Source organism: Xanthomonas sp. SI (assembly GCF_014236855.1).
Classification (GTDB): Bacteria; Pseudomonadota; Gammaproteobacteria; order Xanthomonadales; family Xanthomonadaceae; genus Xanthomonas_A.
This window is the reverse complement of sequence record NZ_CP051261.1, coordinates 1,489,391-1,510,523: the sequence shown is the minus strand read 5'-3', so window position 1 is coordinate 1,510,523 and position 21,133 is coordinate 1,489,391. Positions and strand designations below refer to the sequence as shown.

Below are 21,133 nucleotides of genomic sequence, written 5' to 3'. Positions count from 1 at the left end.
CCTCTTGGCCAGGTTCGCCACCATCGCGCTGGAAGATCGCGACGCACGGCAGGCGCCGATCCCGCGCGCTGCGCGTACTTCAGCCCTGCCGCGGCGCGAACATGATCACCGCCATGCCGAGCACGCACAGGCCGGCGCCGAGCAGGTCCCAGCGCGTGGGCCGGATCGATTGCACCGCCCACAGCCACAGCAGCGCCACCGCGATGTAGACGCCGCCGTACGCGGCGTACACGCGGCCGCTGGCCTCCGGATGCAGGCTCAGCAGCCACACGAACGCGGCCAGGCTGGCGCCCGCCGGCAGCAACAGCCATGCGCTGCCCTGCTCGCGCAGCCACAGGTACGGCAGGTAGCAGCCGACGATTTCGGCCAGCGCGGTCAGCACGAACAGCAGCAGCGTCTTCATTATTGCGCCGCGTCGCGCTCCTGGCGCTTGGCGCGCTGCCAGTACGCCTCCTGCTGCTGCAGCGACAGGCCGTCCAGCGCGCCGCCGTCGTGCTGCGCCAGCTGCTCCATCGCGCGGAAGCGGCGTTCGAATTTCTGGTTGGCATGGCGCAGCGCAGCACCGACATCGACCTGGGCGTGGCGCGCGAGATTGGCGCAGACGAACAGCAGATCGCCGATCTCGTCCTGCAACCGCGCCTGGTTGTCCTGCACCGCGCCGCGCGCGAATTCCGCACGCACCTCCTCTAGTTCTTCCTGCAACTTTTCCAGCACCGGCTCCGGCCCTGGCCAGTCGAAGCCGATCCGCGCTGCGCGCGCCTGCAGCTTCACCGCGCGCTGCCATTCCGGCAGGCCGCGGGCGATCCCGGCCAGCGCGGAGCTGTCGGTCTTGCCGGCTGCGGCGCGCTCGTCGTGCTTGATCTGTTCCCAGTTCAGCGTCTGCTGCTCGGCGTCGGCGACCTGGCTGTCGCCGAACACATGCGGGTGGCGGCGCACCATCTTGTCGCTGATCGCGGTCACCACGTCGTCGAAGCCGAAGGCGCCCTGCTCGCGCGCCATCTGCGCATGGAACACCACCTGCAGCAGCAGGTCGCCGAGTTCGTCCTTCAACTCGCCCAGGTCGTTGCGGTCGATCGCGTCGGCGACTTCGTACGCCTCTTCGATGGTGTACGCGGCGATGCTGGCGAAATCCTGCTCCAGGTCCCAGGGGCAGCCGTGCTCGCGATCGCGCAGGCGCGCCATGATCTCGAGCAGGGCGGGAAGGTCGTAGCGGGCTGCGGTCACGTGCGGGTTCCGATGCGACGGCAACGGCGCCGCCTGCCGGTTAGTGTGGCAGAGCGGCCCGCACGATGAGCGGCCGGCGGCATGGCGAGCGGCGATGCGGCGCATGCGAACGGCCGGCGGCGCATGGCTGCAACGCCGTCATCGCGCCTGGTTACCGAGGCGCGCATTGCGGCGGCGTCAGCCGCGACGCCGCCTGGCAGCCCTACGCCGCTGCCGGCGGCAGCGTCCGCTCAGCCCAGCCAGCTGCGCCACGGCAGCGTGGGATCGCCCAGCGCCAGGAAATCGCCGTTGAGCAGCGATTCGCGGCGGTTGTAGCGGAACGGCTTGCCGGTATCGGCGGCGAGCAAGGTGCCGCCGGCCGCCTGCAGCACGCACTGGCCAGCCGCGGTATCCCATTCGGAGGTCGGGCCGAAGCGCGGGTACACGTCCAGCTCGCCGTCGGCGATGCGGCAGAACTTCAGCGACGAACCCTGCGCGATCACCTCGGTCTCGCCCATGCGCAGCAGCAGCGCGTCGGTGCGCGGATCGCGGTGCGAGCGGCTGGCCGCCACCCGCAGCGGCGCGCCGGCCGGGCGCCGCGTGTTCAGCGCGGTGTCGCGGAAACCGTCGCGCCGGTACGCCTGCTCGCCGCGCACCGCGTGCCAGACGCGGCCATCGACCGGCGCCTGGACCACGCCGAACACCGGCGCGCCCTGGTGGATCAGCGCGATGTTGACGCTGAACTCGCCGTTGCGCTTGACGAACTCGCGGGTCCCGTCGAGCGGGTCGACCAGCCAGTAGCTGGTCCAGTGCTCGCGCACGTCCCATGGAATGTGCGCCGATTCCTCGGACAGCACCGGCAGGTCGGGGGTCAGCCGTTCCAGGCCTTCGACGATGATCCGGTGCGCGGCCAGGTCGGCCTGGGTCAGCGGGCTGGCGTCGGCCTTGTGCTCGACCTCGAAGCCGGTGGCGTAGACGGCCATGATCGCCGCGGCGGCGTCGATGGCGATGGCGATGACGGTTTCGCGCAGGTCTGCGGTGATGCGGATCATCCGCTACGACCCAGCCACTCGCGGGCGATGAACAGCGCCGCCAGCGAACGCCCTTCGGAAAAATCCTCACGCAACATCAGTTGATCCAGTTCAGCCAGTTTCCAGGGCACCACTTCTAGTTCCTCCGGCTCGTCGCCGGCAAGTTTTTCGGGATAGAGATCTTGCGCGAGCACCAGCCAGGACTGGTGGCTCATATACGTGGGCGCCAGGGTCATCGCGCGCAGCACCTGCAGCTGCCGGGCGCCGTAGCCGGCCTCTTCCTTGAGTTCGCGGTCGGCCGCCTGCAGCGGCGTCTCGCCGGCGTCGATGCGGCCCTTGACCAGGCCCAGTTCGTAGCGATGCACGCCGGCGGCGTACTCGCGCACCAGCAGCACGGTCTGCGCGTCCAGCATCGGCACCACCACCACCGCGCCGTGGCCGGGGGATTTGAGTCGGTGGAACACGCGCCGTTCGCCGTTGCTGAACTCCAGGTCCAGCTCTTCGACCTTGCGCTCCATGGCCGACTCGCCGCGCTCGCGCAGCGCGTGGATGATCGGCAGCGGACGGCTCACGCCGGCACCCCGCGGCGCTTTGCAGCGTCGACCGATAGAATGCACGGAGCGAAGAACCTGTTCATGAGCGCGAAATGCTAACAGACCTGACCGCATCACAGACTGCCGCCGCCTGGCGGCAACGCGACCTGGCGGTGCTGTGGCACCCCTGCACGCAGATGCGCGAGCATCCGGACACCCTGCCGCTGCTGCCGATCGCGCGCGGCGAAGGCGCCTGGCTGATCGATCACGAAGGCAACCGCTACCTGGATGCGGTGAGCAGCTGGTGGACCAATCTGTTCGGCCACAGCGAGCCGCGCATCGCCGCGGCCATCGCCGCGCAGGCCACCCAGCTGGAACAGGTGATGCTGGCCGGCTTCAGCCACGCGCCGGCGGTGGAACTGGCCGAGCAGCTGCTGGCGCTGGCGCCGCGCCAGGACGGGCGCGCGCCGCTGGCCAAGGTGTTCTACGCCGACAACGGCTCGGCCGGGGTCGAAGTGGCGCTGAAGATGGCCTTCCACTATTTCCACAACCGCGGCGAGACCCGCCGCACCCGTTTCGTCGCGCTGGAGAACGGCTACCACGGCGAGACCATCGGCGCGCTGGCGGTCGGCGACATCCCGCTGTACCGGCGGGTGTACGCGCCGCTGCTGTGCGAAGCCCTGTTCGCGCCCTCGCCCGACGCCTACCTGGCCGCGCCGGGGCAGAGCGCGCGGCAGCGCGCCGATGCCGCCGCCGATGCGCTGGCCGACCTGTTCGACCGCCATCCGGGCGAGATCTGCGCGGTGATCCTGGAGCCACGCCTGCAGTGCGCCGGCGGCATGCGCATGCACGACCCGGCCTATCTGCGCCGCGCGCGCGAGCTGTGCGACGCCAACGGCGCGTTCCTGATCGCCGACGAGATCGCCACCGGCTTCGGCCGTACCGGCACCCTGTTCGCCTGCGAGCAGGCCGGGGTGATGCCGGACCTGCTGTGCCTGTCCAAGGGCCTGACCGGCGGCTTCCTGCCGCTGTCGGCGGTGTTGGCCACGCAACACTTATATGACGCCTTCCTCGACGACAGCCGCGAGCGCGCCTTCCTGCACTCGCACAGCTATACCGGCAATCCGCTGGCCTGCGCCGCCGCGCTGGCCAGCCTGCGGATCTTCCAGCAGGACGACGTGATCGCGCGCAACCGCAGCACCGCCGAAACCATGCGCGCGCTGTCGGCGCCGTTCAACGACCATCCGCATGTGGCCGACGTGCGCCAGGCCGGAATGGTGGTGGCGTTCGAACTGACCCGCAACGGCGACAAACGCACCCCGTTCGCGGCCGGCGCGCGGGTCGGCCTGTGCGCGTACCGCGCCGCCCTGCAGCGCGGCGTGGTGCTGCGCCCGCTGGGCGACGTGCTGTACTGGATGCCGCCGTACTGCGTGGACGACGCGCAGCTGGCGCTGCTCGCCGAGACCACCCTGGCCGCGATCGACGAGGCCGTGGCATGCGCCTGACCCGCTGCCATGTCGAGCTGCCGTTGCGCGAAGGCGAGGACGTGGTGCTGCCCGAGGACGTCGCCGGGCATCTGCTGCGCGTGCTGCGGCTGCGCGAAGGCGACCGCTGCGTGCTGTTCAACGGCGACGGCTGCGACTACGACGCCGAACTGCTGCAGGTCGGCAAGCGCGGCGCCAGCGCGCGGATCGGTGCGGCGCAGCCGGCGGACAACGAATCGCCGCTGGCGATCACCCTGCTGCAGGGCGTGGCGCGCGGCGAGAAGATGGACCTGATCCTGCAGAAGGCGACCGAACTGGGCGTGGCCGCGATCGTGCCGGTGTGGGCCGAGCGCACCGAGGTGAAGCTGGATGCGGCACGCACCGACAAGCGCGTGGCGCACTGGCGCAGCGTCGTGGTCTCGGCCTGCGAACAGTCCGGCCGCGCGCGCGTGCCCAGCCTGGCCGCGCCGCTGGCGCTGGCCGACGCCGCCGCTGCGGTGGCCGGCACGCAGCTGAAGCTCACCCTGGATCCGCAAGGCGAACACCGGCTGCGCACGCTGGACATCGCCAGCAACGCGGCGACGATCGCGATCGGCCCGGAGGGCGGCTGGTCGCCGCGCGACCGCGCCGCGCTGCACGCCGCCGGCTTCGCCGGCCTGCGCCTGGGACCGCGTATCCTGCGCACCGAGACCGCCGGCCTGGCCGCGATCGCGGCATTGCAGGCGCGCTGCGGCGACCTGTGAACCGGCGCACGCAATCGCGTAGACATCGTTGACCGCAGGCGTGCTGCGACGGTGCTACCGAAGCCGCGCGAATTGTCGATTTCACCTTTAAAACAGCGCTTTTCTTAGCGATTATTTAACCGCAACGCGCGTTGACAACGAAGGACAAGCGCGACACAGTCGGCGCTCCTGAGCCATCGCGCGGGGTGCTTCCGGCTTGAACCGGCGCAACGAACGACACGGCCCGCCAGCGCATGGCCGCCGGTCCGCACAACCCACGCACGCGCAGCCGCGTGCGCCATCCGCCGCTGCCGCGCCCATGTGCGGCGCGCCCGCCGGCACGCACCACAGCGCCGATGCCGATCCCGATACGCCGTCTCCGCCACTCGGCGGCATGCACGGCCCGCCCTTGTTTTCCATTCGCCCATCGCGCCGCATCCGGGCCGAGGGCATCACTTGCCTGCCGCCACGCCGGCGGGCCTTTCGCGTCCTGCGCACCTTTCGGAGACCGCCCGCTTGAACCACACCCGCCTCGCTCCCCTGGCCTTCGCCATCGCCGCGGCGCTGGCCGCACCGGCCAGCGTCTTCGCCCAGCAAGTCCCCCCGCCACAGAACGACGCCGCGACAGCGCCCGCGACCGACAGCGGCACCGCCGCCAGCGACCAAGCCGCGCCCGCGGCGGTACAGGAACTGGATGCGGTCAAGGTCACCGGCTACCGCGCCAGCCTGCAGAAATCGCTCAACATCAAGCGCAATGCCGATGCGATCGTTGATGCGATCTCGGCCGAGGACGTCGGCAAGTTTCCCGCCGCCAACGTCGCCGAATCGCTGTCGCACCTGCCCGGGGTCAGCGTCGATCGCCAGTTCGGCGAGGGCGAGAAGGTCTCGATCCTCGGCACCGATCCGGCCCTGAACCGGGTGCTGCTCAACGGCCAGAGTATCGCCTCCACCAGTTGGGGCGGCGATCCGAACAATCCGGACAGCCGCTCGTTCAACTACTCGCTGCTGGCGCCGGAAGTGATCGGCAGCGCCGAGGTCTACAAGAGCCCGCAGGCCAGCATCGACGAAGGCAGCCTGGGCGGCACCGTGATCCTGCACACGCGCAAGCCGCTGGAACTGGACAAGAACCTGCTGACCGGCAGCGTGAGCTACGGCTACAACGACCGCTCCGAGGACGGCAAGCCCAACGCCTCGCTGCTGTACAACTGGAAGAACGACGCCGGCACGCTCGGCGTACTCGGCTCGGTGATGCATTCGGAGCGCTCACTGCGCCGCGACGGCGTGGAGATCTTCGGCTACAGCGACATCCAGGACGCCGGCTTCCCCGACGCGGTCGCCGCCGGCAAGCAAGGGGTCTACCCCACCGCGATCAACAGCGCACTGTTCACCCAGACCCGCAAGCGCGACGGCGTCACCGGCTCGCTGCAGTGGAAGCCGAACGATGCCTTCGAGCTGACCTACACCGGCCTGTACGTCGAGGAGACCTTCGACAACGTCAACCAGAGCCGCTACGCCAACTTCGTGCCGGCCAACGCCACCGCGCTGGACGTGACCGACGGCGTCGCCACCTCCGGCGCCTATGGCGACAACGCCGAAACCATCCTCGATTCGTACGTGCGCAAGACCACGGTCAAGACCAGCAGCAACACCCTGCGCGGCGACTGGCACGGCGACGGCTGGAACGTCTCCGGCCAGGTCGGCGCGACCCGCTCGGCCGGCGGCGCCGATCGCATCTACGGCCTCACCTTCCGCGGCAACGGCGGCTACGACTACGCCATCGATCACCGCAACGTCGGCGTGGACTACGCGGTGCCGCCGTCGGCGCTGGAATCGATGTCGGTGCTAGGCGCCACCGTCAACCGCTATCCAAACCTGGACAAGGAGCGCTACGCGCAACTGGACTTCGACCACGACGTGGCCTGGGGGCCGATCACCAAGCTGCGCGCCGGGGTCAAGGCCACGCGCCACAGCACCGCGCAGGACATGTACTACGACAGCTTCCCCGCCGACCCGAACACCACGCTGGCCGCGGTCTATGGCGGCGGCACGCCCGGCGGCTATCTGGACGGTCTGTCGGTCAGCGACGACATGCACCACTGGCCGCGGCAAAGCCCTGGCGCGCTGGTGGACTACGTCGGCGGCCTGCCCGGCAGCGATACGCTCGCGCCCAGCTACGGCAGCAGCTTCGACGTGGTCGAGCGCAACCGCGCCGCGTATCTGCAGGCGGATTTTTCCGGCTACAACTACCGCGGCAACATCGGCGTGCGCTACGTCAACACCCGCGACGCGATCGGCGGCTACCAGTACGACGGCAGCGCCTATGCGCCGGTGCGCTACAACAAGTCCTACGGCGAATGGCTGCCGTCGCTTAACTTCGCCTACGACCTGTCCGACGCGCTGATCCTGCGCGTGGCCGCGGCCAAGGTGATCGCGCGGCCGCGCTATGCCGACCTCACGCCCTACGTCAACGCCGACGACAACAAGCTCACCGCCAGCAGCGGCAATCCGGCGCTGGATCCGTACCGCTCCACCAACTACGGCGCCTCGCTGGAATGGTATTTCGCGCCCAACAGCGTGCTCGCCGGCGAACTGTTCTACCGCGACATCTCCAACTACATCCTGCAGACCCTGGTGCAGCAACCGCTGCACAACAACACCTACAACCGCGAGGACATCTACGAGGTGACGCTGCCGCAGAATTCCGGCGCGGCCAAGGTCAAGGGCGTGTCGCTGAGCTACCAGCAGGAACTGGGCGGCGGCTTCGGCGTGGCGGCGAACTACACCTACTCCAAGGCCGATACCCAGGGCGACTACAACCTGCCCTACAACTCCAAGAACAGCTACAACCTCAGCCCCTACTTCGAGAAAGGGCCCTGGGAGGCGCGGCTGACCCTGGGCTGGCGCTCGGCCTACTTCACCCAGATCGGGCGCCTGGGCGCGAACCAGATGACCGACGACTTCACCCAGCTCGATGCGTCGGTGTCCTACGCCATCACCGACAAGGTCAAACTGCAGCTGGAAGGCACCAACCTGCTCGACGAGACCTACTACAGCTACGTCGGCCAGGAGAGCCAGCCCTACTATCTGTACAAGAACGGGCGCGGCTACATGCTCAGCGTGCACTTCACGCTATAACCGCGGCGATGGCGGCGGCCGCACGGGCCGCCGCTGTTGTCGCAGGCATCGGCGCTCCGCGGGCGGCACCAGCGAACGTCGCTGCGACGGCGCTTGCGGTCGCTACCGGCGGCTTCGCGACCGCTTCGTCTTTCTGTCGCGGCTGAAGCCGCTCCTACAGAAGCCGCACCGCTCGCTCCTGTAGGAGCGGCTTCAGCCGCGACAGGAGAACGGCAACGCCGATGATGCCCTATCGCACCGATTCCGGACGCGAGGTTTTACAGGGTCCTTTCAGCGGCGACGGACGATCCCCGACACGCCGCGCGCCGCGATGCCATGTTCCCATCTCGCCAACGCAGCCCGCGCGCCGCGAGCGCTAGCGCTGCTGCTGCAAGAACCAGTTCGCCGCGCCGATCACCCCGAGCTGGCCGTGCTCCACCAGCTTCACCGGGATCTGCTCCAGCGCCGGACGCATCGCGCCCTTGTTCAAATAGCGCTCGACGAAGCTGCTGGCGGCCAGGAACTCGCCGATCTGCGGCAGGAAGCCGCCGGCCAGGTAGATGCCGCTCTGGATGCCGTACAGCAGCGCCATGTCGCCGACCACGCTGCCGAGCAGGCCGCAGAACGCCGACAGCGCTTCGTGCGCCAGCGGATCGTTGCCGGCCAGCGCCGCCGCGGTGACCTCGCTGGGCGCGGCATGCGCCGGCGCGACATCGTGCAGCTCGCACAACACCTTATAGAGATTGAGCAGGCCGGGACCGGACAGCAGGTGTTCCACCGGCACATAGCTGCGCGTGCGCAGCAGCCGCTGCGCGATCGCCATCTCCAGTTCATTGCCGATCGGCAAGGCCGCGTGTCCGGCTTCGGTGGCCAGCACGACGGCGCCGCCATTGGTCGGAATCCACACCGCCGCGCCGAGCCCTGTGCCCGGGCCGATGACCAGCGCCGGTCCGCGCTGCGCCTTGCGCGGGCCGGTCAGATGCAACACTTCGCTGGCATCCATCGACGAGGCCGCATAGGCCACCGCTTCGAAATCGTTGACCAGGTGCAGCGCCTGCATGCCCAGCCGCTCGCGGATCTCCGGCGGCGACAGGCTCCACGGCAGATTGGTGGTGATCACCCTGCCGTCTTCCAGCGCATAGCCGGCGCTGGCGATCACGCCACGGGTCGGCGCCGGACCCGGCACGCCGGACAGGAATTCGCCAATGATCTCGGTCAGGCCCGGATAGTCGGCGCAGCGGTACTTGCGATAGTCCAGCACCTTGACCGTCTGCACGCTGTCGCTGGCGTCGCCGCGCGACACCAGGCCGATACGCACATGGGTACCGCCGACGTCGGCGGCGATGAAAGGCTCGGCGCGCGGTCCGGCCGCTGCCACTGGTGAACTGCTTGCGGACACGTATTCTCCCGTTGCGCCCCACAGGGCGCAGCCGATGGGGCCTGTTGATCGATCGAGTTTCAGACCACCTTGACAACGTTGTCAAGATGAAATTCACCCAAATGTCGCTCTACCGTCACTGCTTCCACGATAAGCCATCGCGGCCGATTCGTCGCGCTATTCCGACAGGACACCGACATTGCCGATGGAACGCCCGAAAGCCGGTACAAACGGCGTGCGAAAATTCGCCGCAATGCACAAATTCTGGGATGCAGGTCGTGCTGTTGCGCGTCGCAGCCCAGCGCGCAGGCAGTCGCGAACGCGCCACCCGGCCTTGTTCTCAGCGTGGATTTCCTTTCCCGCACAAGCACCTACGCAGCGTACAGGAAACTAAGCGGATTCATCTTCGGCACCTGCCGTCGCATCCGTGCCGAGAATTGTCAAAATACCGTGAAGTAAGTGTTGACAACGCTGTCAACGCTATACCAGACTCGGTCGCATACAAGTTTTACATCTTCAAGACACGCCTCGTTCAGGGACACGGGACAGCGGTGCATCGCGATCCAGTGCCTGGCAGGGCCGCGCCAGCAGGTTCGCTGGCCGCGGCCCGCAACGAAGGCAAACGGCTCCAACGCCGGTGCACGGAACGGGGGGACTCCCGCCCGCGCATCAGGCAACTGCACCTTGCACGGTTTTGCTGGATTTGGTTGTCACTCAACAGGAAACAAGGAAGGACCGGCGCCCTCGGTGCCGCCGGCCGGCTACTTCCGCGTCAACGACCGGACGACGCGCACCGAAACGCGATACGCGCAACCACCGCAAGGTGCCGCGCAATCAACAGGCCGGGCAGCGGCCAGCACGCCGGAACATCGGTTGGCACCTCATGCCCATGTACTAACCCAGAGGTTTAGCCAATGAATAGCCGCACCACCACGTTAGCCATCAGCATCATGGCCGCGCTGTACCTGTCCGGTAATGCTATGGCGCAGGAAGCACCCGCTTCCGGCGCAGAGTCGAAGAACGTCCAGGAACTGGACACCATCACCGTCACCGGCTACCGCGCCTCGCTGGAGAAGAGCCAGGCGGTCAAGCGCTCGGCCAACTCCATCGTCGACGCGATCAGCGCCGAGGACATCGGCAAGTTCCCGGACACCAATGCCGCCGAGTCGCTGGCGCACCTGCCGGGCATCAGCGTGGACCGCCAGTTCGGCGAAGGCGAGAAGGTCAGCATCAACGGCACCGATCCGGCGCTGAACCGCGTGCTGCTCAACGGCCAGACCATCGCCTCGGGCGACTGGGGCGGCAACCCGTCCGACACCAGCGGCCGTACCTTCAACTACACCCTGCTGTCGCCGGAAATCATCGGCCTGATGGAGGTCTACAAGACCCCGGAAGCGCGCATCGACGAAGGCTCGATCGGCGGCACCGTGATCGTGCACACCCGCAAGCCGCTGGACCTGCCGAAGAACACCATCCGCGGCTCGGTCGGCTACAACTACAACGACCGCTCGGAAGAAGGCAACCCGCGCGGCTCGGCGCTGTGGAGCTGGAAGAACGACGACGAGACCTTCGGCGCGTTGATCTCCGCCACCCACGACAAGCAGGACATCTCGCGCGCCGGCATCGAGTTCTTCGGCTACACCACCGGCGCCAACATCCCCGCCACCGCCAATATCACGGGCGACGGTGGTAACGTTGCTACCGCCAAGGTGCCGGCCGGCATCAACAGCGCCTACTTCCAGCAGACCCGCGAGCGCAACGGCCTGCAGGGCGCGCTGCAGTGGAAGCCGAACGAGCAGAACGAGTTCAACCTGACCGGCATCTACATCAAGGGCAAGTACAACAACTTCAGCGAATCGCGCTACGTCTGTCCGGCCTGCAACGACGATCTGAAGAAAGTCACCAGCGCCAACGTGCAGAACGGCTACATCACCTCCGGCACCGTCACCGACGGCGCCGCCGGCCAGCCCTACGCCCAGCTCGACACCAATTACCGCGAAAGCACCGTCACCACCAAGAGCGTGAACCTGCGCCACGACTGGTACGGCGACAACTGGGTGTTCACCACCCAGGCCGGCACCACCAAGGCCACCGGCGGCAAGAATCCCGAGTACCTGATGAAGTTCCTGCTGCAGGACGGCGGCTACAACTTCAACTACGACGGCAGCCACACCGGCGTCACCTACGACAACAACAGCGCGTCCAACTGGGGCCTGGCCTCCGGCCAGCAGGCCGGCGGCCTCGAGTACACCACCACCGAGGACAAGGAAAAGTACTTCCAGTTCGATGCGGCCCGCGATCTGCAATGGGGCCCGTTCAACAAGGTGCTGGTGGGCTACAAGTACATCAACCACGACAACGGCCAGAACTCGCGCGGCAACGCGATCTTCGCCAACCAGGACGTGCTGCTGACCGGCTTCAACCCGGGCACCACGCCGGGCGGCCTGTACGACGGCCTGGGCGCAAGCGGCGACCTGGTCAACTGGCCGACCGCCAACCTCAACTCGGTGCTGGACTATCTGAAGGGGCTGCCGCAGGCGGCGCTGACGCCCAAGTTCGGCCAGATCTACGACGTCAAGGAAATCACCAGCGACCTGTACGCGCAGATGAACTTCGAAGCCGGCAAGTTCCGCGGCAACGTCGGCCTGCGCTACGCCGACACCAAGGACAAGTCGCAGTACTACCAGACCAGCGATGGCGGCACGACCTACGCGTTCCAGCAGGTCAGCAACGAGTACAAGAAGCCGCTGCCCAGCTTCAACATCGCCTATGACCTGGACGACACCAAGGTGCTGCGCTTCTCCGCGGCCAAGGTGATGGCACGCCCGCGCTACAGCGACCTGGCCGGTTCGTTCTCGCTCAACAGCACCAGCGGCGACCTGACCGCCAGCGGCGGCAACCCGGACCTGAAGCCGTACGAGTCGACCAACTACGATCTGGCCGCCGAATGGTACTTCGCTCCGTCCAGCATGCTGTCGGCCGAAGTGTTCTATCGCGACATCAGCTCCTACATCGTCAGCACCACGACCACGGAGATCCTCAGCGACCCGACCAACGGCATCGTCAACCAGCCGTACAGCGTGACCCGCCCGATCAACGCCACCGGCGCCAAGGTCAAGGGCGCGTCGCTGAACTACCAGCAGGCGTTCGGCTACGGCTTCGGCCTGCAGGCGAACTACACCTACGCCGAGTCCAGCTCCGAGGACGGCCTGAACCTGCCGTACCTGTCGCGCAACACCTACAACGTGATCCCGTACTGGGAAAACGGTCCGTGGATGGTGCGGGTGAACTACAGCTACCGCTCCAAGTACTTCACCCAGATCGGCCGCCTGGACTCGAACGTGTTCACCGACGAGTACAAGCAGCTGGACCTGACCGCCTCGTACGAGATCAACGACTGGATGAGCGTCAGCGTCAGCGCCACCAACCTGCTCGACTCCACGTACTACTGGTACAACGAGGTCAAGTACGCGCCGATCGGCATGTACAAGAACGGCCGCGGCTACCAGGCGCAGCTGAACTTCAAGTTCTGATGTAGGACTGGCGCGCCACCGACCCTCCACGGTGGCGCGCCCTTTTTTTGCCCGGCGTTTGGTTTGCGCCGGCATCGCGTTTTCTACAGAGGAGTGCAGTTCCATGACGTCCGAGACCCGCCTGCGCGCGGACCGATCCCGCCACGCCGGAGCTGTACGCAAGACTCTGGCAAGCAGCTTTTCCCTCATTTTCGCGTTGGCGGCCATGCCGGCCTGCGCCGCGGATGCGCCGTCGCCGACCGCGCCCACCGCCACCACCCTCAGTCCCGAACAGATCGACCAGCAGTGGCTGCAGGCCACCGCCAAGTACGCGCCCGAACGCGCGCGGCTGGTGCGCGAAGCCGATGCCGGCGCGCGCAAGGGACCGTTCCGCCCGGACTGGGCCTCGCTGAAGAACTACCGTTCGCCCGGCTGGTACGACAACGCCAAGTTCGGCATCTTCATCCACTGGGGCGTGTTCTCGGTGCCGGCCTTCGGCAACGAGTGGTACTCGCGCAACATGTACCAACCCGACGCCAAGGACAGCCAGGACTACGCGCACCATCGCGAGACGTACGGCCCGCAGTCCACCTTCGGCTACAAGGACCTGATCCCGCTGTTCACCGCGCCCAAGTTCGACCCGCAGGGCTGGGCCAAGCTGTTCCGCCAGGCCGGCGCGCGCTACGTGGTGCCGGTGGCCGAACACCACGACGGCTTCGCGATGTACGACTCGCAGCTGTCGGACTGGACCGCGACCAAGATGGGTCCCAAGCGCGACGTGATCGGCGAGCTGTCCAAGGCGATCCGCGCCGAAGGCCTGCATTTCGGCCTGTCCTCGCACCGCGCCGAGCACAACTGGTTCTTCGACGGCGGCCGCAGGTTCGACTCGGACGTCAACGATCCGCGCTACGCCGGCCTGTACGGGCCGGCACAGATCCGTTTGCCGGGCAAGGACGATGCCGATGTCGTCAACGACTGGACGCCGGTGTCGCAGGCGTGGCTGGACGACTGGCTGGCGCGCACCACCGAGCTGATCGACCGCTATGACCCGGAGCTGATCTACTTCGACTGGTGGATCGCGCACCCGACCTTCCGCAGCACCTTGCCGACCATGCTGTCGTACTACTACAACCACGGCGCCGCGCGCGGCGACGGGGTGGTGGTGAACTACAAGCTCGGCGCGTTCCCGGAAGGCGCCGGCACGCTGGATATCGAGCGCGGCCAGCTCACCGGCATTCACCCGACCCACTGGCAGACCGACACCTCGGTCAGCAACGCCTCGTGGGGCTATGTCGAAAACGACACCTACAAGACCCCGACCTTCATCGTGCACATGCTGGTGGACGTGGTCAGCAAGAACGGCAACCTGATGCTCAACATCGGCCCGCGCGCCGACGGCTCGATCCCCGATACCGAACGCGACATCCTGCTGTCGATCGGCAAGTGGCTGAAGACCAACGGCGAGGCGATCTACGACAGCCAGCCGTGGCGCACCTATGGCGAAGGCCCCACCGAAGTGGTCGGCGGCACCTTCCAGGACACCAAGACCAAGCCCTACACCGCCGAGGATTTCCGTTTCACCACCGGCCACGGCGCGCTGTACGCGATCGAGCTGGGCTGGCCGGCCGGCGGCAAGGCGGTGATCCGCTCGCTCACCCCCGCCGACGGCGTGCGCGGCGTGACCCTGCTCGCCACCGGCAAGAAGGTGCCGTTCGAACAGCGCGCCGACGGCCTGCACCTGACCCTGCCGACCAAGCCCGCCGGCGAACACGCCTACGTGTTCCGCATCGACCTGCCCTTCCCCACTTCCACCCGCTGACGGATATTCCCCCGATGATGAAGCGATTCGCAGGGCTGCTGCTTGCCCTGGCCATGGTCTGTACCCCCGCCATGGCCAAGAACCCGACCGCGCTGTTCTATTTGATGAGCACGCAGAAATCGACCAACTCGTTCCTGGCCAACGTCGACAAGATCGACGTGGTGGTACCGACCTGGTACGGCGTGGACCAGAACGGCCTGGTCAACGGCACCCCCAACGCGTACATCTACGACATCGCCAAGCGCAAGCAGCTGCGGGTGATGCCGATCCTGTCGATGACCACCGGCCGCGAAGGCTTCCACAAGCTGATGCACGACGAGGATGCGAAGAAGCGCATGATCGGCTCGCTGCTGATCCACGGCAAAAAGAACGGCTACTACGGCTTCCAGTTCGATTTCGAGAACATCGCCTGGACCGACCGCGACGCCTACACGCTGATGGTCAAGCAGACCGCCGACGCACTGCACAAGGCCGGCTTCAAGATGTCGGTGGCGGTGGTGCCGAACGCACCGGGCTACGCCGAAGGCGGGCAGTTCTCCAAGTGGATGTGGGAATACTGGCGCGGCGCCTACGACCTGAAGGCGCTCGGCCAGGCGGTGGATCTGGTCAGCCTGATGACCTACGACCAGCACACCCGCTGGACCACGCCCGGCCCGGTCGACGGCATGGTGTGGATGAAGAAGCACCTGGACTACGCGCTGACCCAGGTGCCGAAGGAGAAGCTGTCGCTGGGCATCGCCACCTACGGCTATCGCTGGTACACCGGCAACCCGGTGAAGGAAGACGGCACCGAAGCGTCCAACATCTCGGCGACCTACATCGATGCCGACGAGTCCTTCCCGCTGGCGATCGAGCAGAACGCCACCGTGCAATGGGATGCGCAGGAGCAGGAGTCGTGGTTCTATTTCTACCGCGACGACATGCGCGAATGGGTGTTCCGTCCGGATGCGCGCAGCTTCCGCGCGCGCTACGACATGGTCAAGCAATACGGCCTGGAAGGCTTCAGCTGCTGGGTGCTGGGTGCCGAGGATCCGAAGGTGTGGGACGAGCTGCCCGCCGCATCGCGCTGATCCGTTACGCGCCGATCCACTACGATAGGCGTCCGCACAGCACGAGGTAGACCGAATGATTGCAGCAGGTGCACGCCAGCGCACGCCACACCGCCCGACGACCGCCCCGGCGGGCGCCGCGGCGGCGTCCCGCACCACGTGGCTGGGGCTTGCCCTGTTCGCCCTCGTTGCCGTACTGAGCGGCTGCGACCGCAAGGCCCCCGCCGCGGCGGACACCGCCAAGCCCGCCGCTGCGCCCGCACCGGTTGCGCCGAAGCCGGTCAGCACCGCGCCGTTGCCGCTGATTCCGGCACCGGCGCAGGCCAAGCGCGGCAGCGCCACGCTGACCATCGGCACCGGCAGCACGCTGTCGGTGCCGACCGACGACGACGCGGCCATGCGCGTGGCCCGGCAATTGGCCGCGCTGCTGGAAAAGACCCGCGGCCTGTCGCTGGAGGTGCGCGCCGAGACCATTCCGGCCAACGGCGCCATCCGCCTGCAGATGAACCCCAACGCTCCGGTGGAAGCGCCGGAAGGCTACGGGCTGGACGTGGACGGCAGCACCATGCTGATCCAGGCGCGCGACGAGCGCGGCCTGTTCTACGGCGCGATGAGCGCCTGGCAGCTGCTCACCCCCGATGCCGGCAAGGGCGAAGTGGACGTACCCGAGGTCAAGATCCGCGACTGGCCGCGCTTCGGCTGGCGCGGCCTGCTGCTCGACGTGGCCCGCCATTTCCACAGCCCGGACACGGTCAAGCACGTCATCGATGCGATGGCCGAGCACAAGCTCAACGTGCTGCACCTGCACCTGACCGACGACCAGGGCTGGCGCATCGAGATCAAGCGCTATCCCAAGCTCACCGAGATCGGCGCCTGGCGCACCCCGCCTGGCGCCGGCACGCAAGGCGTGCCGGAAAGCTACGGCGGCTTCTACACCCAGGACCAGATCCGCGACCTGGTGGCCTACGCCGCCGCGCGGCACGTCACCATCGTGCCGGAGCTGGACATGCCCGGGCACGCGCAGGCGGCGGTGGCGGCGTATCCGGAACTGGTCGGCGTGACCAAACAGCGGCCGAAGGTGTCGGTGGACTGGGGGGTCAATCCCTACCTGTTCAATACCGACGAAAAGAGCATGACCTTCATCCAGGGCGTGCTCGACGAAGTGCTGCAGCTGTTCCCCTCGCAGTACATCCACATCGGCGGCGACGAAGCGGTCAAGGACCAGTGGGAGCGTTCGCCCGCCGTGCGCGCGCAGATGCGCAAGCTCGGGATCAAGGATGCGCACGCGATGCAGGGCTGGTTCAACCAGCAGTTGTCCGATTACCTGACCAAGCACGACCGGCGCCTGATCGGCTGGGACGAGATCCTGGAAGGCGGCCTGCCGGCCAGCGCATCGGTGATGTCGTGGCGCGGCGTCGATGGCGCGGTGGCCGCGGCCAAGCAAGGCCACGACGTGGTGCTGGTGCCGGCCGGCTGGCTGTACCTGGACAACCTGCAGAGCGCGCGCAGCGACGAGCCCAATGGCCGGCTGGCGGTGCTGCCGCTGCAGAAGGTCTACGAGTTCGATCCGGTCCCGGCCGCGCTCAGCGCCGAGGAAGCCAAGCACGTGCTCGGCGCGCAGGCCGCGCTATGGGCCGAATACATTCCCTCGGCCTGGCATATCGACCATGCGCTGTTCCCGCGCCTGGGCGCGCTGGCCGAGGCGGCGTGGTCGCCGCCGGCGGCGCGCGGCTGGGACGGCTTCCTGCAGCGCCTGCCGGCGCAGCTCAACCGCTACCGCGCGCTGGGCATCGACTACGGCGACGGCGCGTTCGCGCCGGACATCGCCATCCAAGGCGGCGACAACGCCGCGCTGGAAAGCGGCAAGGCCAGCATCGCACTCGGCAACCAGGCCAAGTTCGGCAGCTTCCGCTACACCATCGACGGCAGCGAGCCCACCGCCGATTCGCCGCGTTACGACAAGCCGTTCGACGTGACCCTGCCGGTCACCGTGCGCGCAGCCACCTTCGCCGACGACGGCAGCGTGCTGGCCGCGGCGCGTACCCGCATCCTCGACCGCCCCGGCCTGCTGAGCCGCGACACCCAGGGCCTGAGTTCCTGCGCCGACGGCAGCCTGGGCCTGCGCGTACCGCTGCTGCCGGACATGTCGGGCAAGGACACGCCGGTGTTCAACATCGACCTGTTCGGCAGCTGCTGGCGCTACGCCGACGCGCGCCTGGACGGCATCGCCCGCATCCGCATCGATGCCGCGCGGCTGGCGCGCAATTACGGGCTGGCGCACGAGCAGGTCAAGGTCAAGCAGTACCCGGCCAAGACCGCGCACGGCGAACTGGAAGTGCGCCTGGGCGACTGCAAGGGCAAGCTGCTGGCGCGGATCCCGCTGCCGGGCGGCAAGGCGCTGGGCGAGCAGTTCTCGCTGGAAGCCCCGCTGCCCAAGCAGACCGGCACGCACGACCTGTGCCTGCGCTCGACCGCCCGCATCAACGGCCCGTACTACGCCATCGGCGCCGTCCACCTGATCGAAACCACCGCGCAGGCGCCCCCCGCCGCCGCGCGTTGACCCTGGAGACCCACGCATGACCCAGCCGCACCGCCGTTCCCGTTCCGCGCCGCACCTGCGCCTTCCCGCCCGGCTCGGGCTGCTGCTGGCGCTGGGCCTGCCCACGCTGGGCCAGGCCGCGGTGCCGACGACGCTGCCGCTGCAACAGGGCTGGCAGGTGCGGCTGGCGCCGGGCGAGGTGCGCGCCAAGGAATTCCCGAAGGCCGCGCAGTGGCTGCCGGCGCAGGTGCCGGGCACGGTGCAGACCGACCTGATCGCGGCCGGGGTAGTGCCCGATCCGTTCTATCGCGACAACGAGGCAAAGATCCAGTGGGCCGGGTTGAGCGACTGGCAATACCAGACCCGCTTCAAGGCCGACGCCGCGCTGCTCGCGCGCGAACACGTGGAGCTGGTGTTCGATGGCCTGGACACCTTCGCCGAGGTCTACCTCAACGGCAAGAAACTGCTCGCCGCCGACAACATGTTCCGGCAGTGGCGGGTGGACGCCAAGCCGCTGCTCAAGCGCGGCGACAACGTGCTGGAAGTGCGGCTGTACTCGCCGATCAAGAAGATCCAGCCGTGGCTGGCCAAGCAGCCGTACGCGCTGCCCGGCGCCTACGACTCGGCGTTCGGCGACGAGCCCGTCGCGCGGCACAGCTCCACCTACGTGCGCAAGGCGCCCTACACCTTCGGCTGGGACTGGGGCCCGCGCATCGTCACCGCCGGCATCTGGCAGGACGTGCGCGTGGAAGCCTGGGACGCGCTGCGCGTGGAAGGCCTGCACATCGCCCAGCAACGCGTCGATGCGGACGCGGCGCAACTGCTGGCGCAACTGGAGGTGCAGGCCGGCCGCAGCGGCGAGGTGCAGCTGGAGCTGGACGTGCTCGGCCCCGACGGCCAGCGCGTGGCGCAGCTGAGCCAGAAGGCGGTGCTCGATCCCGGCAGCAACACGCTCACCGTGCCGGTACGCATCGCCAAGCCGCAGCGCTGGTTCCCGGCCGGCTACGGCAAGCAGGATCTGTATACGTTCAAGGCGCGCATCCGCGACGCCGCCGGCGACAGCTACGCCACCGAGCGCGTCACCGGCCTGCGCAGCGTCGAGCTGCGCCGCGACCAGGACAAGTGGGGCAAGGGCTTCGCGATCGTGGTCAACGGCATCCCGGTGTTCGCCAAGGGCGCCAACCTGATCCCGTTCGACAGCTTCCCCAGCCGCGTCGATGCGGCGCGCATGCGCGGCATCCTGCAATCGGCGCGCGACGCCAACATGAACATGCTGCGCATGTGGGGCGGCGGCCACTACCAGCCGGACAGCTTCTACGAGGACGCCGACCGCCTGGGCATCATGATCTGGCAGGACTTCATGTTCGGCGGCGCGATCCCGCCCTACGACGTGGCGTTCCGCGAAAACACCCGCGCCGAGGCCGAAGCGCAGGTCAAGCGCCTGGGCGACCACCCCAGCATCGTCATCTGGTGCGGCAACAACGAAGTGCAGACCGGCTGGGAAAACTGGGGCGACCGGGTCAAGTTCAAGCAGTCGATCGATCCGGAAGAACGCAGCCGCATCGAACGCGGCATGACCACGCTGTTCGGCACCGTGCTGCGCGAGGCGGTGAGCAAGTACGACAGCGACACCCCGTACTGGGCGACCTCGCCCGGCACCGATTTCGATGGCGCCGCCGACCAGCCCGACGACGGCGACATGCACTACTGGAAGGTCTGGGGCGGTCCGGCGCTGCCGGTCACCGAATACCTCAACGTGACCCCGCGCTTCATGTCCGAGTACGGCCTGCAGTCGTTCCCGGAAATGCGCACCATCCGCGCCTTCGCCGAACCCGGCGACCTGCAGCCGGAATCGCCGGTGATGCGCGCGCACCAGAAGTTCGACAAGGGCAACGGCAACCAGCGCCTGCTGCTGTACATCCGCCGCGAATTCGGCGAGCCCAAGGACTTCGAGAGCTTCGTCTACCTGAGCCAGCTGATGCAGGCCGAGGGTATCGCTCTGGCCGCCGAGCACCTGCGCGCGTCGCGGCCGCAGTCGATGGGGACGCTGTACTGGCAGCTCAACGACGTGTGGCCGGGCGCGTCCTGGTCCAGCCTGGACTACTTCGGCCGCTGGAAGGCGCTGCACTACCACGCCAAGCGCTTCTACGCGCCGGAGCTGATCGCCGCGCTGCGCAACGACAAGGGCCAGACCGAGGTGACGCTGGTGTCCGACCGCACCGTGCCGCTGGCCGCGCGCTGGCGCATGCGGGTGATGGACGTATCCGGCAAGGTCCTGAGCAAGAGCGAGAAGCCGGTGACCCTGGCGCCGCTGTCCAGCGTGCGCGTGGGCAGCTTCAGCGATGCGCAGTTGCTGCGCCGCGCCGATCCGATGCGCAGCTTTGCGGTGTTCGAACTGCTCGATGGCGCGCGCGTGCTGTCGCGCAACCTGGTGTTCTTCGACGCGGCCAAGAACCTGCACCTGCCCAGCCCCGACATCCGCAGCGAGTTGCGTGCCGACGGCGACGGCTACGCGCTGACCCTGACCAGCACCACCCTGGCGCGCGAAGTGTGGCTGGGGTTCGGCGATCTGGATGCCACGCTGTCCGACAACGCATTCGACCTGTTGCCGGGCGAGCCGCTGACCGTGCACGTGCGCAGCAACGCGACGCTGGAACAGCTGCGCAGCGCCTTGCAGGTGCGCGATCTGGCACAGACCCTGACCGGGTCGCCGCCCGAGCCGGCGGAGGCGAAGTGATGCGGATGGCAC

13 protein-coding genes are annotated in these 21,133 nt (G+C 67.9%); 8 read left to right on the top strand and 5 right to left on the bottom strand.

Translation table 11 applies throughout. The features are described 5' to 3' along the window. Positions 1–79: 79 nt before the first annotated feature. From HEP75_RS06320 to nudE, 4 genes are all read right to left on the bottom strand, one after another. The gene (locus HEP75_RS06320; protein WP_185822571.1) at positions 80–403 is read right to left on the bottom strand and encodes a YnfA family protein; all 324 of its coding nucleotides are present in this window, start codon (positions 401–403) and stop codon (positions 80–82) included. After that, entirely contained in the window at positions 403–1,182 is a 780-nt protein-coding gene (gene mazG / locus HEP75_RS06315; RefSeq protein ID WP_255424083.1) for a nucleoside triphosphate pyrophosphohydrolase, read from the bottom strand. The genes HEP75_RS06320 and mazG overlap by 1 nt, the downstream gene beginning before the upstream one ends. Before the next feature lie 272 nt (positions 1,183–1,454). Further along, positions 1,455–2,255, bottom strand: coding sequence for a 3'(2'),5'-bisphosphate nucleotidase CysQ (gene cysQ, locus HEP75_RS06310; RefSeq protein WP_185825841.1), 801 nt, complete (start codon positions 2,253–2,255; stop codon positions 1,455–1,457). Then, the gene (gene nudE, locus HEP75_RS06305; protein WP_185815653.1) at positions 2,252–2,806 is read right to left on the bottom strand and encodes an ADP compounds hydrolase NudE; all 555 of its coding nucleotides are present in this window, start codon (positions 2,804–2,806) and stop codon (positions 2,252–2,254) included. The genes cysQ and nudE overlap by 4 nt, the downstream gene beginning before the upstream one ends. Before the next feature lie 74 nt (positions 2,807–2,880). Between nudE and bioA the strand changes: the two genes are divergently transcribed. From bioA to HEP75_RS06290, 3 genes are all read left to right on the top strand, one after another. After that, complete coding sequence (gene bioA / locus HEP75_RS06300; protein ID WP_185825840.1) at positions 2,881–4,272, top strand: adenosylmethionine--8-amino-7-oxononanoate transaminase; 1,392 nt, start codon at positions 2,881–2,883, stop codon at positions 4,270–4,272. Further along, on the top strand, positions 4,263–4,994 hold the full coding sequence (locus tag HEP75_RS06295) for a 16S rRNA (uracil(1498)-N(3))-methyltransferase (RefSeq protein ID WP_185825839.1): 732 nt from the start codon (positions 4,263–4,265) through the stop codon (positions 4,992–4,994). Before bioA ends, HEP75_RS06295 begins: the two co-directional genes overlap by 10 nt. Positions 4,995–5,489: 495 nt before the next feature. Continuing rightward, positions 5,490–8,108, top strand: coding sequence for a TonB-dependent receptor (locus HEP75_RS06290; protein ID WP_185825838.1), 2,619 nt, complete (start codon positions 5,490–5,492; stop codon positions 8,106–8,108). Between the two features lie 355 nt (positions 8,109–8,463). Here HEP75_RS06290 and HEP75_RS06285 read toward each other — a convergent pair whose 3' ends face one another. Further along, the gene (locus HEP75_RS06285; RefSeq protein WP_185825837.1) at positions 8,464–9,486 is read right to left on the bottom strand and encodes a glucokinase family protein; all 1,023 of its coding nucleotides are present in this window, start codon (positions 9,484–9,486) and stop codon (positions 8,464–8,466) included. Between the two features lie 893 nt (positions 9,487–10,379). On the opposite strand from HEP75_RS06285, the gene HEP75_RS06280 reads away from it, so the two are divergent. From HEP75_RS06280 to HEP75_RS06260, 5 genes are all read left to right on the top strand, one after another. Beyond that, the gene (locus HEP75_RS06280; protein ID WP_185825836.1) at positions 10,380–12,998 is read left to right on the top strand and encodes a TonB-dependent receptor; all 2,619 of its coding nucleotides are present in this window, start codon (positions 10,380–10,382) and stop codon (positions 12,996–12,998) included. 103 nt (positions 12,999–13,101) lie between these two features. Then, the gene (locus HEP75_RS06275; protein WP_185825835.1) at positions 13,102–14,796 is read left to right on the top strand and encodes an alpha-L-fucosidase; all 1,695 of its coding nucleotides are present in this window, start codon (positions 13,102–13,104) and stop codon (positions 14,794–14,796) included. A gap of 14 nt (positions 14,797–14,810) precedes the next feature. Continuing rightward, positions 14,811–15,866 carry a glycosyl hydrolase family 18 protein gene (locus HEP75_RS06270; RefSeq protein WP_185825834.1) on the top strand — a complete coding sequence of 352 codons (1,056 nt, stop codon included), beginning with the start codon at positions 14,811–14,813 and terminating at the stop codon, positions 15,864–15,866. A gap of 55 nt (positions 15,867–15,921) precedes the next feature. After that, complete coding sequence (locus tag HEP75_RS06265; protein ID WP_185825833.1) at positions 15,922–18,405, top strand: family 20 glycosylhydrolase; 2,484 nt, start codon at positions 15,922–15,924, stop codon at positions 18,403–18,405. A gap of 16 nt (positions 18,406–18,421) precedes the next feature. Beyond that, on the top strand, positions 18,422–21,121 hold the full coding sequence (locus HEP75_RS06260; RefSeq protein WP_185825832.1) for a glycoside hydrolase family 2 protein: 2,700 nt from the start codon (positions 18,422–18,424) through the stop codon (positions 21,119–21,121). Positions 21,122–21,133: the final 12 nt, after the last annotated feature.

Bases quoted from the DNA above. Each gene is read 5' to 3' on its own strand.
- HEP75_RS06320 (WP_185822571.1), bottom strand. From the start codon at position 403: ATGAAGACGCTGCTGCTGTTCGTGCTGACCGCGCTGGCCGAAATCGTC.
- mazG (WP_255424083.1), bottom strand. From the start codon at position 1,182: ATGGCGCGCCTGCGCGATCGCGAGCACGGCTGCCCCTGGGACCTGGAG.
- cysQ (WP_185825841.1), bottom strand. From the start codon at position 2,255: ATGATCCGCATCACCGCAGACCTGCGCGAAACCGTCATCGCCATCGCC.
- bioA (WP_185825840.1), top strand. From the start codon at position 2,881: ATGCTAACAGACCTGACCGCATCACAGACTGCCGCCGCCTGGCGGCAA.
- HEP75_RS06295 (WP_185825839.1), top strand. From the start codon at position 4,263: ATGCGCCTGACCCGCTGCCATGTCGAGCTGCCGTTGCGCGAAGGCGAG.
- HEP75_RS06280 (WP_185825836.1), top strand. From the start codon at position 10,380: ATGAATAGCCGCACCACCACGTTAGCCATCAGCATCATGGCCGCGCTG.
- HEP75_RS06275 (WP_185825835.1), top strand. From the start codon at position 13,102: ATGACGTCCGAGACCCGCCTGCGCGCGGACCGATCCCGCCACGCCGGA.
- HEP75_RS06270 (WP_185825834.1), top strand. From the start codon at position 14,811: ATGATGAAGCGATTCGCAGGGCTGCTGCTTGCCCTGGCCATGGTCTGT.
- HEP75_RS06265 (WP_185825833.1), top strand. From the start codon at position 15,922: ATGATTGCAGCAGGTGCACGCCAGCGCACGCCACACCGCCCGACGACC.
- HEP75_RS06260 (WP_185825832.1), top strand. From the start codon at position 18,422: ATGACCCAGCCGCACCGCCGTTCCCGTTCCGCGCCGCACCTGCGCCTT.